The 16,214-nt window shown below is 41.7% G+C and carries 9 protein-coding genes; 8 read left to right on the top strand and 1 reads right to left on the bottom strand.

What is annotated here, in order from left to right; genetic code table 11:
- Nucleotides 1-408: 408 nt before the first annotated feature.
- The 5 genes from B3317_RS03340 to rhaD all read left to right on the top strand — a co-directional run bounded on the left by B3317_RS03340 (nucleotide 409) and on the right by rhaD (nucleotide 8,515).
- Nucleotides 409-1,887, top strand: a complete 1,479-nt coding sequence (locus B3317_RS03340) for a rhamnulokinase (protein ID WP_291108625.1) — start codon at nucleotides 409-411, stop codon at nucleotides 1,885-1,887.
- An 86-nt stretch (nucleotides 1,888-1,973) separates the two neighbouring features.
- Nucleotides 1,974-3,230 (top strand): L-rhamnose isomerase, encoded by a 1,257-nt coding sequence (locus B3317_RS03335; RefSeq protein WP_291108623.1) that lies wholly within the window; start codon nucleotides 1,974-1,976, stop codon nucleotides 3,228-3,230.
- 119 nt (nucleotides 3,231-3,349) lie between these two features.
- Complete coding sequence (gene rhaT, locus B3317_RS03330) at nucleotides 3,350-4,384, top strand: L-rhamnose/proton symporter RhaT (RefSeq protein ID WP_291108621.1); 1,035 nt, start codon at nucleotides 3,350-3,352, stop codon at nucleotides 4,382-4,384.
- Between the two features lie 21 nt (nucleotides 4,385-4,405).
- A complete protein-coding gene (locus B3317_RS03325) occupies nucleotides 4,406-7,672 on the top strand; it encodes a glycosyl hydrolase (protein WP_291108619.1) in 3,267 nt (1,088 codons plus the stop codon).
- Nucleotides 7,673-7,705: 33 nt separating this feature from the next.
- Nucleotides 7,706-8,515: a rhamnulose-1-phosphate aldolase gene (rhaD, locus tag B3317_RS03320; RefSeq protein WP_291108618.1), complete on the top strand. Its 810-nt coding sequence runs from the start codon at nucleotides 7,706-7,708 to the stop codon at nucleotides 8,513-8,515.
- A gap of 70 nt (nucleotides 8,516-8,585) precedes the next feature.
- Here the strand turns inward: rhaD and B3317_RS03315 are convergent, their stop codons facing one another.
- Complete coding sequence (locus B3317_RS03315) at nucleotides 8,586-10,874, bottom strand: TonB-dependent receptor (RefSeq protein WP_291108617.1); 2,289 nt, start codon at nucleotides 10,872-10,874, stop codon at nucleotides 8,586-8,588.
- A gap of 284 nt (nucleotides 10,875-11,158) precedes the next feature.
- Between B3317_RS03315 and B3317_RS03310 the strand changes: the two genes are divergently transcribed.
- The 3 genes from B3317_RS03310 to B3317_RS03300 all read left to right on the top strand — a co-directional run bounded on the left by B3317_RS03310 (nucleotide 11,159) and on the right by B3317_RS03300 (nucleotide 15,804).
- Nucleotides 11,159-12,130, top strand: coding sequence for a helix-turn-helix domain-containing protein (locus tag B3317_RS03310; protein WP_291108616.1), 972 nt, complete (start codon nucleotides 11,159-11,161; stop codon nucleotides 12,128-12,130).
- A 394-nt stretch (nucleotides 12,131-12,524) separates the two neighbouring features.
- A complete protein-coding gene (locus tag B3317_RS03305; protein WP_291108614.1) occupies nucleotides 12,525-13,715 on the top strand; it encodes a glycoside hydrolase family 76 protein in 1,191 nt (396 codons plus the stop codon).
- A gap of 136 nt (nucleotides 13,716-13,851) precedes the next feature.
- On the top strand, nucleotides 13,852-15,804 hold the full coding sequence (locus B3317_RS03300; RefSeq protein ID WP_291108612.1) for a glycoside hydrolase family 97 protein: 1,953 nt from the start codon (nucleotides 13,852-13,854) through the stop codon (nucleotides 15,802-15,804).
- Nucleotides 15,805-16,214: the final 410 nt, after the last annotated feature.

Below are 16,214 nucleotides of genomic sequence, written 5' to 3'. Positions count from 1 at the left end.
CTTTGCGCCTTTGCGTCTTTGCGTGATACAAAACAGGGCGCCAGCCAACCCGTAACTCGTAACTCTTAAAAAAGGTAACACTTTTTTCAGTGAACAGTTATCAGTCATCAGTTAACAACTCGTATCTCGTATCTTGTCTACTTGTAACTATTCCCCAAAAAGTAACAAAGGTGACAACTTTTACGCATTTTAATTATTGAATCCTTAAACATTAAATTTTTAAATCCTAAATCCAACACTTCAAAGAACGATCAACTATAATATAGATAAAGTAATAAGAAAATGCCAACAGAATATATCTGTCCCTGAAAATAAAATTTATCATTTTTTCAAGGTTGTATATCATTTTGTGCAATTCACAGGATTAGTTAAAACTTAAATTTGTATCATGAAAATTAATCTGAAATCATGAGCAACACGTACAATTTTCTCGCATTCGATATTGGCGCCACCAGCGGACGCAGTATTATCGGCACATTATGTAACGGCAAAGTAGAACTAAAAGAACTTACGCGCTTTCCGAACAAGATAATACACATCCATGATAAATATTACTGGGATGTATTTGCCCTGTATGAAGCATTGAAGGATGGCATGCGCGCCGCCTCGTCCCAAAATATAAAAATAGATGCTATAGGTATCGACACATGGGGTGTAGACTTCGTATATCTGGGCGAAGACGGTTCCGTTCTAGGCACAGCACGTTCATACCGTGATCCTTATACGGTAGGCATACCCGACGAGTATTTCAAAATCATACCCCGCAAGGAAGTATATGAACTGACAGGCATTCAAATAATGAATTTCAATAGCCTGTTCCAGTTATATGCTGCTAAAAGAGAAGGCTCATCCGCGCTAAAAGCTGCCAAGGAAATATTATTTATGCCCGATGCGTTATCCTATCTGCTCACAGGGAAAAAAGTATGTGAGTACACCATTGCATCCACTGCACAGCTGTTAAACCCTACGACGAAAAAGATTGAAAATAAATTACTGGAAGCAATAGACCTCAGTCCTTCTATTATTCCTCCGGTTGTTATGCCGGGACAGATAATCGGTAATCTGAACAGTATTTTAGCGAACGAATGCGGAATAACCAATGCGCCTGTCATTGCCATTGCGGGACACGATACGGGCTCGGCCGTAGTATCCGTACCTGCCGAAAATGAAAATTTCGCATACCTGAGTTCAGGCACATGGTCGCTGATGGGTATCGAAGTCAATGACCCTATCGTGACCGGAGATTCGTTCGCGATGAACTTCACCAACGAAGGAGGTGTAGACGGCACAGTACGTTTTCTCAAAAATATTACCGGCATGTGGCTTCTGGAGCAATGCCGTAAAGAATGGGAGATAGCCGGCAAGCAATACACTTATCCTGAAATTGTAGCCCTATCCGGTTCTGTAAATGGTTTTCAATCATTGGTAGACCCTGACCATCCGTCATTTGCCAATCCCGAGTGTATGACAAAGGCAATAGTTGACTTCTGTAAGAAAACGAACCAGAAATCACCCCAAAGCGACGCGGAATTTATCCGTTGCATCTTCGACAGTCTGGCCCTTAAATATAAATATGTATTGGGTTGCCTGCAAAAGGTAGCGCCTTTCCCAATAGAGAAACTGCATGTGATTGGCGGCGGTTCGCAAAACAAATTGCTGAACCAGATGACAGCCAATGCAATCGGTATGCCCGTAGTAGCAGGTCCCGGGGAAGCCACGGCAATAGGAAATATAATGATGCAGGCAAAAGGACTTGGGCTGGTCGGTTCTTTACAGGAGATAAGGGACGTTATCCGCAGCAGTGTGAGCCCCGAAACCTTCTATCCGCATGATACCGGACAGTGGGATGACAAATATCAATACTTCCTCACCATCCTGGCCCCCTGAATCCCCCGGAGGAGGACTTTGGCAAAGCCTCGAAGAATCTTGAAATCTTGAAACATGAAATTTTGAAATTTTTAAATAATATAATCATGAAAAAAAATGAACTGGTACAAAAATCGTACGAAATAGCAAAAGAACGTTATGCGGCAATCGGAGTAGATGTAGACGCCACACTCGAAAAACTGCAAAAGATACAAATATCCATCCACTGCTGGCAGGCGGATGATGTCACAGGATTTGAAAACCTGGGCAATCTCGGTGGTGGTGGGATTCAGGCTACGGGAAACTATCCGGGGAAAGCCCGCAACATTGACGAACTGCGTGCCGATATTGAAAAGGTGCAGACACTGGTAGGCGGCAAACACCGTCTCAACCTGCACGAAATATATGGCGATTTCGGAGGGAAGGTCGTAGACCGTGACGAAGTTGAGCCTTCTCATTTTACAAGCTGGATGCAATGGGCGAAAGAGAAAGACCTGAAACTGGACTTCAACTCCACATCATTCGGACATCCCAAGAGTGGCGACCTCACTCTGGCCAATCCCGACAAATCTATCCGCGATTTCTGGATCGAGCATACTAAACGTTGCCGTGCCATTTCGGAAGAAATGGGTAAATTCCAGAACGATCCGTGTATTATGAATATTTGGGTACACGACGGATCGAAAGATGTAACTGTAAACCGTTATCTGTACCGTTCATTACTGGAAAACTCTTTAGACCAGATATTTGCGAAAGAGTATAAAAATATGAAAGACTGTATAGAGTCTAAATTATTCGGTATCGCTCTCGAAAGTTATACAGTAGGTTCACATGACTTCTATTTGGGCTATGGGGCTAAAAAACAAAAAATGGTTACACTGGATATGGGACACTTCCATCTGACAGAGAGTGTAGCCGACAAAATTTCATCTTTACTTCTCTTCACTCCTGAAATCATGTTACATGTCAGCCGCGCTGTCCGCTGGGATTCTGACCATGTTGTATTACTTAATGATGAGACTATCGACCTGGCAAAAGAAATCGTACGTGCCGATGCACTGGACAAAGTGCATATCGGACTGGATTTCTTCGATGCTTCTATCAATCGTATCGGTGCTTATGCAATCGGTATCCGCTCTACTCAGAAAGCATTCCTGCAAGGATTACTCGAGCCGATCGCCAAACTTCGCGAGTACGAAGCCAACGGACAATACTTTGAACGTCTCGCATTGCTCGAAGAAGCTAAGGGCTTGCCTTGGAATGCCGTATGGGATTACTTCTGCCTGAAAAACAATATTGCTGTCGGCGAAGATTATATCGGCGAAATACAGCAGTATGAAAAGGACGTAACATCGAAACGTTAAACACCCCTCCCGACCTCCCCAAAAGGGAGGAGTAAGAATGTTTAAATGAATAATAATTAATTAAAACAAATACTCTCACCCCCCTCTTTTGGAGGGGGTAAGGGGGAGGTGGAATATATATGAATACAATCATAGGATTAATAATAATTGCAATAGGAAGCCTCGGGCAGTCCAGTTCCTATGTACCGATCAATAAAGTAAAAAATTGGTCGTGGGAATGCTTTTGGCTTATACAAGGAATTTTTGCTTGGTTGATTTTTCCTTTAATAGGAGCATTATTGGCTGTTCCCTCCGGTTTCTCGCTTACCGAACTATTGTTTTCCGGAGGGGACGCCATACTGAAACCAATAGGATATGGCATTCTCTGGGGAATAGGGGGACTTACGTTCGGCCTTAGTATGCGTTATCTGGGTATTGCTTTGGGGCAATCGCTGGCACTGGGCACCTGCTCGGCCTTCGGGACATTGATTCCGGCTCTGCTGAAAGGAGAGAACCTTTTTGAAGGCAACGGGCTTATTCTCCTTATCGGAGTATCGATAGCCATTGCCGGCATTGCGATAATCGGATATGCCGGAGCATTGAAATCGCGCAATATGTCGGAGGAGGAAAAGAAAAAGGCGGTAAAAGATTTTGCATTAAAAAAAGGTATCCTTATTGCGCTTCTCGCAGGAGTAATGAGTGCCTGCTTCAACCTCGGGCTGGAAGCCGGGGCACCGATCAAGGCTCAATTGCTGGAAGCCGGAGCAAGCAGCCTGCTGGCTCTTAACCCGGTTATATTACTTGTTACCACGGGCGGTTTCATCACAAATGCGGTCTATTGCCTTTATCAGAATTATAAGAATAAATCGTTTAAGGATTACACGTCCATCACAGGTGCGAACTGGATAAATAACCTTATGTTCTGCGCCTTGGCCGGATTGCTTTGGTATTCTCAGTTTTTCGGATTGGGTATCGGTCAGAGCTTCTTTGAGCCGGGTAGTGTAATGATGGCATTCTCGTGGAGTATCCTGATGTCGCTGAACGTACTGTTCAGTAACCTGTGGGGTATTATACTGAAAGAATGGAAAGGTTCGGGACAGAAGACGATCACTATACTGGTTATAGGGTTGCTTGTCTTGATAATTTCTATAATTTTACCTCAGATATTGAAATAAACAGCATCAAAGATCACAGGTATGAAAATTATAAAGTTTTTATATTTAATTGCCGGAGCATTTTTAATATGTTTCTTTCTGACAAGCTGCTTGTCTTCTGAAAATGAAGAAAATTCCGTTGTAAGTTTTTCAGAAATAGAAAAAAACTTTAAAGATATACCCGGGGAGGTACAAACCTCTGTATATTGGTACTGGATATCGGACAACATCTCAAAAGAGGGTGTTATAAAAGATCTTGAAGCCATGAAGAAGGTCGGCATCAACAGAGCTTTTATTGGAAATATAGGATTAGGTCCTAATGATATTCCCTACGGGAATGTAAAACTGCTCTCCGACGAGTGGTGGGATATAATGCACACTGCTCTGAAAAAGGCTACAGAATTAGATATAGAAATAGGAATATTCAATGGCCCGGGCTGGAGCCAGTCGGGAGGCCCTTGGGTAACACCCGGTCAGTCGATGCGCTATCTTGCCGTATCGGAACTGTCCGTTACAGGCCCGCTTGCATTAAGCACAAAACTGGAAAAGCCGGATGGCGATTTTCAGGATGTAAAAGTTTTGGCTTTTCCTTACGACAAATCACTTCTGCCGTTGAACTCTACGATTGCTAAAATAAAATCGACGCCTCAGATCAAAGATATATCCTATATTGCAGACGGAAATCCTGATACGGGGATCAATTTGGAATCGTTCGGAACCGTTACAGTAGATTTTGAAAATCCGGAACCTTATGTATTAAGGTCTATATCGGTTTTGCCCACCCGGCATCCCATAAACGCGGATATTGAATTACTCGTAAAAGACAGTAACGGGCAATACAACGCAGTCCGAAAATTCAATATCAACCGCACGAATGCAAGCGTACAGGTCGGATTCAACCCATATGGCCCGGTGGTAATAGCCGTTCCGGAAACAGAGAGTAAAGATTTCAGGGTAATATTTACAAACGCGAACCAAAACTGTGGCATAGCGGAACTTTCGTTATCTGCCGAAACATTAGAGGAACGCTATGTAGAAAAAACGTTAGGTAAAATGTTCCAAAGCCCGCTTCCGTACTGGCATGAATATATGTGGGATAAACAACCCGAAACCGGCAACAAATCGTCTCTTGTCGATCCGGCCAAAATCATTGATATTACCCGGTATATGGATAAAGATGGTAATCTGGAGTGGAAAGTCCCGGAAGGAGACTGGAAGATCATCCGTTCGGGAATGGTTCCGACGGGCACACGCAATTCCCCTGCATCGGCTGAAGGTGAAGGCCTGGAAATTGACAAAATGAGTAAAAAGCATGTTGCGGCTCATTTCGACGCATTCATGGGTGAGATAATACGCCGCATTCCTGCCGAAGACAGGAAGACCTGGAAAGTTATAGTGCAGGATAGCTATGAAGTAGGAGGGCAGAACTGGACCGACGGTTTTATTGAAGACTTCAAAAAGAGATATAATTATGATCCCGTTCCTTTTATTCCTGCATTCAGCGGCTATGTAGTCGGCAGCCGCGACATCACAGATCGTTTCCTGTGGGATTTAAGACGGCTTGTGGCAGATAAAGTAGCCTATGACTTTGTGGGAGGATTCCGTGAAGCAGGTAGCAAACATGGCTTAAAAACATGGCTCGAAAATTATGGTCATTGGGGATTTCCCGGTGAATTTTTGCAGTATGGCGGCCAGTCGGACGAGATAGGAGGCGAATTCTGGAGCGAAGGCACCCTTGGCGATATAGAAAACAAGGCGGCTTCTTCCTGTGGACATATTTATGGCAAAAAGAAAATCTTCGCGGAATCCTTTACTGCGGGAGGCGCCCATTTTGCCCGTTATCCGGAATTGCTGAAACAGCGTGGCGACCGTTTTTTTACAGAAGGTATAAATAGTACACTGTTGCATGTGTATGTTCATCAGCCTTACGAGGATAAAAACCCGGGTATGAACGCATGGTTTGGAAATGAATTTAACCGTAAGAATACATGGTTCTATGATATGGATATATTTCTCCGGTACCTGAAACGGTGTAATTATATGTTACAGCAGGGCACTTATGTCGCCGATGTGGCTTATTTTATAGGTGAAGACGCCCCTAAAATGACCGGAGTCTGTGATCCTGCCTTGCCGAAAGGTTATTCTTTCGATTATATAAACGCGGAAGTTTTAATGACACGGGCTAAGGTAAAAGACGGCTATATCGTATTACCGGACGGGATGAAATATAAAGTGCTCGTTTTGCCCCGGCAGGAAACTATGCGACCTGAACTCTTAAAGAGAATATCCCAACTGGTGAATGACGGTGCAGTAGTTTTAGGTCCTGCACCAACACGATCTCCAAGCTACGAGAATTATCCTGCGGCGGACAATGAAGTGAAACAGCTTGCTGCTTCTCTATGGAAAGGTGTAGATGGAATAAATACCAGATATGCAAAAACAGGAAAAGGTATGATCGCCTCCGGTATGGAGATGCAGGAGTTATTTGATATGCTGAAAATAATTCCGGATTTTAAAACCGGTCTGGACGATCCTGTACTGTTTATCCATCGTACACAAAAGGACGGGGATATGTACTTTCTATCAAATCAGTCGGGACAAACAATCTCCATAAATCCTGAATTCCGGATAGAAGGAAAAATACCGGAATTGTGGGACCCTTTGACGGCTACTGTCCGGAAACTGAAAGCATATACAGTAAAAGACGGCAAGACCATATTACCCCTTAAACTGGAACCTACCGAAAGCGCTTTCATTATATTCCGTGAACCTTCGAAGGAATCACCGGGAGGAGACGTGAATATAAATTATCCGGCGCCGGAACCCGTACAGCCTGTTGTTTCCCCGTGGACTGTTACTTTCGACTCAAAAATGAGAGGCCCAGTAAAACCTGTGACAATGAATACGCTCCAGGATTGGACGCTATCAGATAATGACAGTATAAAATATTACTCGGGAACAGCCGTCTATAAGAATAATGTGACATTGGCAAACATTTCAAAAGACAAATCCTATTATCTCGATTTAGGTAAAACAATGGTAATTGCTAAAGTCTCCGTAAACGGCAAGTATGCAGGTGGAGTATGGACAGCGCCGTGGCGGGTAGAAATCAGCAATTATATAAACGAAGGAGAAAATAGTATAGAAATATCAGTTGTCAATAACTGGGTAAACCGTCTGACCGGGGACAGTATGCTTCCGGAAGATCAGCGTCAGACCTGGTGCCCTGTCAATCCGTATAATAAAGACAGTGGATTACAATCATCCGGTTTGCTGGGTCCCGTATCTGTCTATACTATCAGTTATTGAAAAGATAATTACAGAAATTATAATATTACAGAAATGAAATCAATATTAGAAAATCGTCCCGAACTCGCCAAACGGGTAAATGAAGTTGCCGAAGTAGCCGGCTACCTGTGGCAAAAAGGATGGGCTGAACGTAACGGTGGAAATATCACGATCAATATTACCGATGTGGTAGACGATGAAATACGGAATATGAAGTCCATAAGCGAAGTGATGCAGATAGGAAAACCCCTTCCGCATCTCAAAGGCTGCTATTTCTTCTGCAAAGGTACAAACAGGCGCATGCGCGACCTTGCTCGCTGGCCGATGGAAAATGCATCCGTTATACGGATTCTTGACGATTGCGCAAGCTATGTGATAATAGCGGATAATCCGGTGAAGCCGACCTCTGAGCTTCCGTCACATTTATCGATGCACAATTACCAGATAGGAATAGGCTCAGGTTATAAAGCGGCGTTACACACGCATCCTATCGACCTGATAGCAATGACTCATAACCCTGCTTTCCTCGAAAAAGACAAGCTTACATACCTGCTTTGGAGTATGATTCCCGAAACACGGGCGTTCTGTCCGAAAGGCCTGGGTATCATCCCGTACAAAATGCCAAGCTCGATGGAGCTGGCAGATGCCACGGTGGAAATGCTGAAAGACTACGATGTGGTGATGTGGGAAAAGCACGGAGTCTGCTCTGTCAGTGAAAACATAATGGAAGCTTTCGATATGGTGGATACCTTATCCAAATCCGCGCAGATTTACCTGACAGCCAAATCGATGGGATTTGAGCCGGAAGGTACGTCCATGAAGGATATGGAAGCGTTGAAAGTCGCTTTCAACCTGCCGAAGTAAAGAATTCAATGCATGTATAATAAGAAAAGTGCCTCAAAAAGGCACTTTTCTTATTATATAAAGGCAAGAATTACAATGTAATTTTCAGCGACGCCCCCCAGCGCATCGGCTTTCCTTTTTGTGCAAAATAGTCGCCCATAGATTCGAACAGGAATGTATTATAATCCCTGTCGAGGATATTCTTCCCCCACAATTCGAGTGTAAATATACTCTTATCCAACGCCAGATGAGCGTTCAACGTACCGTAGAAGCCCTGCGACATATTATTATCCTCGGCCCAGTACACTTTGCCCACACCGGCGAAATTAGTATCGAATGTGATCCTGTCAAGGATCGTATTATGTTTGAAATCGTAAGAAATACTGCCGCCTATGCTAAATGTGGAACCCGGAGCAAAAGGAATATGATTTCCTGTATAATCGTGGATAACAGTCCCTTCTTTATCCCTTACTTTATAATCCCTGAATGTGGCATCGGCTAATCCGTAGCTTGCATAAAGATAGAAACCATTGCACGGGCGGGCTTTTATTCCTACTTCCAGTCCCTTACTTTCTGCCTTACCGGCATTGCTTACCATACGTCCGCCCCCGGTCTTTATAAACTGGGTGATCTGTACGTCGCGGACATCCATATAATACAGGGCAATGTTGGCGGATAAGGTATTACTGATTATATCGGCCTGTCCTCCCAATTCGTAATTCCAGCTATACTCAGGGTCATATGAGATACGCTCATTTATCGGAGTATTATCTTCCGAAGGCTGGCTTCCCGGCATGCTGTTTTTCATCTTCGCCTCAAGTGCCTCTTGTAGCAAATCTGCAAATATCTGAATATTGTGCCCGCCTGCTTTATAGCCTCTGGAGGCCGATGCATACACATATGAATCGGGGTTGAACTGGTATTTCAGCACTCCTTTCGGCAGCAATTCCAGATAATCGGAAGAGGAACTTCCTACTACTGCTGTATCAACCCTGTGCGACATAACAGGCCTGCCCGGCCCTGTATTTATATCAAATCCGGCAGAAGTATAGGCATTATAATCCAGTTTTGTCTTTTCATAATCGAGGCGTAACCCCAACGTGACAGAAAAACCTTTAAGTCCGAACAGGTTATTGAATGTCGATTGATGAAAAGCGGCCAATCCGTAAATAGGGCGCTTGTACTCACCATTCAGATCAATTTGATTATCGGTAAAAGTAATGGGTGCCCCCGCGTTTGTCAGTGGGTCTTGCAGAAAACGCTTTATCCCGTCTTTCATCATATAGACGGGAGGTGTATTGTGCAGGTAATCGTAAAAACCATATCCGCCGAACGACCACTGATAATCGGAAGCACTCACCGATTTTACAGTGACTTCCTGACTCAATGAATTCTGGCGCTGACGCTGGTTTATCTGAAAAAGGGACAAAGGTGTATAATCCTGATCCATATTCATTTCATCATTCAGGTATTGATATCCGGTTGTGGAATTTATCTCGTAGTTGTTGCCCGTATATTTCAGAGCCAGTCCGTTTGTCACAAGCCTTCGCTTGTAATAGCCTTCCGAATCATAATTTATATCCCCTGTGGCTACATTCGCATAAGGAAAAGCCCCCTGATCTACATAATCGAAGCTCAAACTGTAATTCAATGAAAGACGTGGGGTTATATCCCAAACAAACTTAGCGCGGCCTCCTGCATTTTTAAGGTCATCAGCCTTCTTGCCCGTATATAGATTCGTGAAATACCCGTTATCCTGTCTGTAATATGCTCCGGCAGAGAATCTCATTTTACTGTTTAGTCTCTGATAATGGGATGCATTAGCAGTAAACAGTCCATAATTTCCACCTCCTATCTTAACACTTGTACCTTCATACGTCAACGGTGAATAGGTATAAATATTCATAATACCCCCCATTGCATTACGTCCGTATAGTGTGCCCTGTGTACCTCTGAGGACTTCGACACGCTGGATATCAAATAATTCGGTATCGAAAGAGGTTGTATTGAAGTAAGGAATATTATCCACATACATGCTCACTGTCTGGTCACCGGACCGTGCGCCTATTCCCCGTATATAAACCGGTGCTGTCATTTTGGAACCGTAATCGGCAGCGAAATAGTTAGGTACAATGGCACTCAGGTCTTTTAAGGAATGTACCTGCAGAGCATCGAGATTCTTTGGAGAGAAAACCGAAACTGCCGCCGGCAAAGATTTCAGGCTGTTGGTTTCCTTTGTTGTAGAAAGTATAACTATGTCATTTTTCAACTCTGTATACAATGTATCTTTTGGCAATTCATCTTTTGCAAAAACAGGAATTACAGATACAAACAGCAACATTATCAACAATGTATTTTTCATATAGGAATATCGTCTCATAAATAATATTTATTGGAATGCACAAAGTAATATATTCTCTTTATTTTCAACAATCACTAGATGTAGTGATTTGATGCAACATCAATAAAAAATCCCGGTTGCTCACCTACTCTTTTTGCATATTTTTTTTGAAAAACAAATAGTCCCCAGTATAAATAAATTCATGAATTTTCTACATCTTTGTTTACACAATATATAATAGAGTTTTTGTCGATCCATTTATTTTAACGATTCTCAAAACATTTTATCTGAAAACGGGTTATTATCTCATACAAGAAAACATTATGAAAAATATATTACTTAGCGACAAACTTATCGCTGCTATAAAAGACTATATGCCCGAGAACCAAAAAGCAGTTCCGTTCCTGATGGATATGCTGGATATAAGCAGAGAATCTGCTTATCGCAGAGTTAGAGGAGACATACCTCTTACACTGGAGGAAGCTGCAAGAATATCTGCTAAACTTGGGTTGTCCCTCGATGAATTAGTAGGACAGAGCAGTAAAAAACGTGCCTTTTTTGATTTGAATGTAAGCAAGAATCTGGAAGCCACAGAATCTTATTCGCAGATAATAAACAATATTAACAGTATTTATGAGAAGATACGGAAAGCAAAATCATCTGAAGTGATTATTGCAAATAACAGAGTATCCATTGTTCTGACAGCGAATTATGAATATATCAAAAAATTCAGATATTTCAAATGGGTGCATCAAACTCATAATGTGCCTCTCAATTTCTACTTTTCGGAATTAAAAGTCCCATCCCAACTGAATGCAGACTACAAAAAATATGCATACAATTATCTGAGGTTAAAGAATATAACCTTAATCATAGATAAAAATGTATTTTCATCTTTAATAGACGAAATGTTATATTATTATAGAAGGAACCTTGTAGACAAAGAGGAATTGAAAGCAATGCAGGAAGAGTTGCGACAAATAGTCAACGAACTGGAGCAGATATTACAAACCGGGACAAACAAGACAGGCGTAAATATGCTTATATATCTATCAGCACTAAACATCGAATCTAATTATTCTTATCTTGAATACGACGGGAACGTATGCTCACAGTTCTGGGTGTATACAGTAAACCCCATAATGGTATTCAATCATGAAGCCTGTGCTATCCAGAAAAAATGGCTAGAATCGTTAATGAAATATTCCACTCTGATAACAAAGTCCAACGAACTCCTACAGGCCGAATTTCTGAATACCCAAAGAGAACATATAGAGGCCATGATCTCTGATTGAAAAAGGTTACAAGGAGAACAATATAATAGGAAAATACTATCTCGGAACAAAACTTTTGCGACTTCTCAAATTCCAGATTAACAGGCTTGATAGGGATAACTTTAACAAAAACATTCTTTTGCAGATATCACATAATTTTAGTATTATTGCAATCTATTTGTCATCATCATACTTATCTGTTTATATATTTAAAGAATATATTTGCCGGTATGCATCATTTTGCAAATAAGTGCCCGAAAATTAACGATTAACATTTAATACCTGTGCTTAGGCCAGTTTCGGTTTTTATAGCATTATTTCACCTTTGTATAAAAAAATAGGAATAAACCAATGTCATATCCTTAGATATGCAAAACCTATTGAACAAAATATTTCAAGAAACAAAAATAAGTAAATGAAAAGGACATACATTTTTTTTAGCTTAATCATCAGCATCTGCGCTTTTAGCAACTGCAATAAAAAGGAAGTATCAAACACCCTCTCGAATCAGGAGAGAGCGCAAATCACACTGGACTCTCTCTACCGGAACTATTCGGCTCCCAATACCAGCCTGTTACGGGAAAATTATCCGTTCGACGAAGCATACACTGCCACGTATCTGGCTTCATCAGAACAGGCCAATACACCCAATCAATATTCTTATCTGTGGCCCTATTCGGGAACATTCTCGGCTGTGAATGCACTATTTGAAGCCACAAAGGATAAAAAATATCAGCAGATACTAGACAAAAAAGTGCTTCCGGGACTGGAAGAGTATTTCGATCTGAAACGGAATCCTCCGGGATATGCTTCATATATAAACACAGCTCCGCAGTCCGATCGCTTCTATGATGATAATGTATGGTTGGGTATTGACTTTACAGACACTTACATGATGACCAACGAGCCGAAATACCTTGACAAGGCAAAACTGATCTGGACTTTTGTTGCCAGTGGTATCGACGATAAACTGGACGGCGGCATTTATTGGTGCGAACAGAAAAAAGAATCTAAAAATACCTGTTCGAACGCCCCGGGTTCTGTCTTTGCATTAAAGCTCTTTGAAGCCACAAAAGACAGCACATATTTCCACTTGGGAAAAGACTTGTATGACTGGACAAAAAAACATTTACAGGATACATCTGACTATCTTTACTATGACAATGTAAGACTGGATGGAAAAATAGGCGAAGCCAAATATGCCTACAACAGCGGGCAAATGATGCAATCTGCGGCACTCTTATACAAGTTAACAAAGGATGAAGCCTACCTCTCCGAAGCTCAGAATATAGCCGGGTCGTGCTACAATCACTTCTTTGCTGACTTCACTGCACCAAGCGGCGAACAATTCAAATTACTAAAAAAAGGTGATGTGTGGTTTATAGCCGTTATGCTAAGAGGTTTTATAGAACTATATAATCTGGATAACAACAAGACCTATATAGATGCCTTCGGCAAGAATCTGGACTATGCATGGACACACACCCGCGATGATAACGGACTTTTTAATACAGACTGGAGCGGAAAAAAGAAGGATGACAAGAAATGGTTGTTGACACAGGCGGCCATGGTTGAAATGTATGCACGAATAGGAGCTATAAAATAATTAAGAATGAAGAATGAAGAATTAAGAATGAAGAATGAAGAATGAAGAATGAAGAGTAGTGTGAGTGGCATGTAACTTATAATTCTTAATTTATGACTTATAACTCAATAACACCCCTTATAATTTAACGACCAGAATGAAAAAGATTTTACTCACAGTTTTATTCATGAATTGTTTTGCATTGTGTATTCATGCACAGAAACAAACAGAACTAACCTCTCCGAACGGAGAGCTCAAAGTTTCTTTTAATATATCCGATAAGATATATTATGATGTTTCTTATAACAATGATGTATTATTAAAAAATAATTATCTGCAACTAAACCTGAGAAACGAAATACTGGGACAGAATCCCAAACTATCGAATCAGAAGCGGTCGCAGGTAAAATCGGAAAGCAAACCTGTTGTTCCATTGAAATTTTCAACGGTAAAGGATGAGTATAACCAGCTCCTGCTCACATTCAAGGGTGATTACTCAGTTGAATTCCGTGCATACAATGATGGGATCGCTTACCGTTTTATCACAAATAAGAAAACAGAAGTAGAAGTATTGGGTGAAGACTTCGTTGTGAATTTCCCAGCCGGCTACCTGCTGCATCTGCAACAACCGGGCAGTTTCAAAACTGCATATGAAGAACCCTATACACACATCGAAAGCCAAGAATGGAAAGCCACGGATAAGATGTCTGTTCTTCCGGTATTGATAGATACAAAAAAACAATACAAAATACTTATCTCGGAGTCTGATCTGACCGACTATCCATGCCTGTTTCTTAAAGGCACAGGCACTAACGGTATGCAATCGGTATTTCCCAAAGTCCCCCTCGAATTTGGTGACGATGGAGACCGCAGTGTAAAGCTGCTAAAAGAAGCTGATTATATAGCCAAGACGTCTGGAAAAAGAAATTACCCGTGGCGTTATTTTGTGATAACAAAAGACGATAAGCAACTGATAGAAAACACCATGACATATAATCTTGCTACCAAAAGTCAGTTGCAAGACATATCGTGGATTAAGCCGGGACAGGTAAGCTGGGAATGGTGGAACGATGCGTCGCCTTATGGCCCGGATGTAAATTTTGTAGCGGGCTACAATCTGGAAACATATAAGTATTATATAGATTTCGCTTCTGAATTCGGAATTCCTTATATTATTATGGATGAAGGCTGGGCAATGAGTACCCGCGATCCTTACACACCGAATCCGAAAGTAGATGTGCATGAGTTGATCCGATACGGAAAAGAAAAGAATGTAGGGATTGTGCTCTGGCTTACATGGCTGGTTGTAGAAAACAATTTCGAGATATTCAGGACATTTCAGGAATGGGGTGTAAAAGGTGTGAAGATCGATTTCATGGACAGGAGCGACCAATGGATGGTAAACTATTATGAAAGAGTGGCTAAAGAGGCCGCGAAGTACAATATCCTTGTCGATTTTCACGGCTCTTTCAAACCGGCAGGACTGGAATATAAATATCCGAATGTACTCTCTTATGAGGGCGTGAGAGGAATGGAACAGATGGGCGGCTGTACTCCCGACAACAGTGTTTACTTTCCGTTTATGCGTAATGCCGTAGGGCCTATGGATTATACACCGGGGGCTATGATAAGCATGCAACCGAATGTATATTGCGGACAAAGGCCGAATTCTGCGAGTATAGGAACACGCGCCTATCAGCTGGCGCTATTTGTAATCTTCGAAAGCGGGCTGCAAATGTTAGCGGATAATCCTACTTTATATTACCGCAACGAGGATTGCACCCGGTTTATCACACAGGTGCCTACTACATGGGATGAAACTAAAGCTTTAGCTGCGCAGGTAGGGGAATATACCATTGTAGCTAAGCGTAAAGGAGATAAATGGTATATCGGAGGTATGACTAACAATAAAGAAACCTCCCGAGAGTTTGAACTGGACCTGAGTTTTCTCAACAACGGAAAAACATATACAATGACATCATTTGAAGATGGTATCAATGCGGGGCGTCAGGCAATGGATTATCGTAAGAAATCATCAACCGTAAAATCAGGAGACAAAATTAAGATCAATATGGCAAGAAACGGAGGTTTTGCTGCCGTTATAGAATAAGATTATAAAACAAAGAGCAGTTAATCTTTTATTATTTACGATAGATAACCTCAGGCCTTTGGCTTGGGGTTATTTGTTTTATAAGAGATATAAGGTTGTTTATATAAACCCGGGATTTCTTTATCTATACATCACGGATCTTTAGTCGCCGGAGTTCTTTGAAAGATTGAACAAGCCCCCTAAATCCCCCAAGGGGGAATTACAATGAGGGTAAAAAGTAATAAGTAGAAAAAATGTAACCTTTGTTACTTTTTTGGGAATAGTTACAAGTAGACAAGATACGAGATACGAGTTGTTAACTGATGACTGATAACTGTTCACTGAAAAAAGTGTTACCTTTTTTAAGAGTTACGAGTTACGGGTTGGCTGGTGCCCTGTTTTGTATCACGCAAAGACGCAAAGGCGCAAAG

It is taken from the genome of Dysgonomonas sp. UBA7710 (genome assembly GCF_002482385.1).
Lineage (GTDB): Bacteria > Bacteroidota > Bacteroidia > Bacteroidales > Dysgonomonadaceae > Dysgonomonas.
Note: the sequence above shows the minus strand (reverse complement) of the source record. Positions and strands in the feature narration are given on the sequence as shown.

What these genes read in the sequence shown, in the direction of transcription:
- B3317_RS03335 (WP_291108623.1), top strand. Translation starts at nt 1,974, where the DNA reads ATGAAAAAAAATGAACTGGTACAAAAATCGTACGAAATAGCAAAAGAA.
- B3317_RS03325 (WP_291108619.1), top strand. Translation starts at nt 4,406, where the DNA reads ATGAAAATTATAAAGTTTTTATATTTAATTGCCGGAGCATTTTTAATA.
- B3317_RS03340 (WP_291108625.1), top strand. Translation starts at nt 409, where the DNA reads ATGAGCAACACGTACAATTTTCTCGCATTCGATATTGGCGCCACCAGC.
- rhaD (WP_291108618.1), top strand. Translation starts at nt 7,706, where the DNA reads ATGAAATCAATATTAGAAAATCGTCCCGAACTCGCCAAACGGGTAAAT.
- rhaT (WP_291108621.1), top strand. Translation starts at nt 3,350, where the DNA reads ATGAATACAATCATAGGATTAATAATAATTGCAATAGGAAGCCTCGGG.
- B3317_RS03315 (WP_291108617.1), bottom strand. Translation starts at nt 10,874, where the DNA reads ATGAGACGATATTCCTATATGAAAAATACATTGTTGATAATGTTGCTG.
- B3317_RS03305 (WP_291108614.1), top strand. Translation starts at nt 12,525, where the DNA reads ATGAAAAGGACATACATTTTTTTTAGCTTAATCATCAGCATCTGCGCT.
- B3317_RS03300 (WP_291108612.1), top strand. Translation starts at nt 13,852, where the DNA reads ATGAAAAAGATTTTACTCACAGTTTTATTCATGAATTGTTTTGCATTG.
- B3317_RS03310 (WP_291108616.1), top strand. Translation starts at nt 11,159, where the DNA reads ATGAAAAATATATTACTTAGCGACAAACTTATCGCTGCTATAAAAGAC.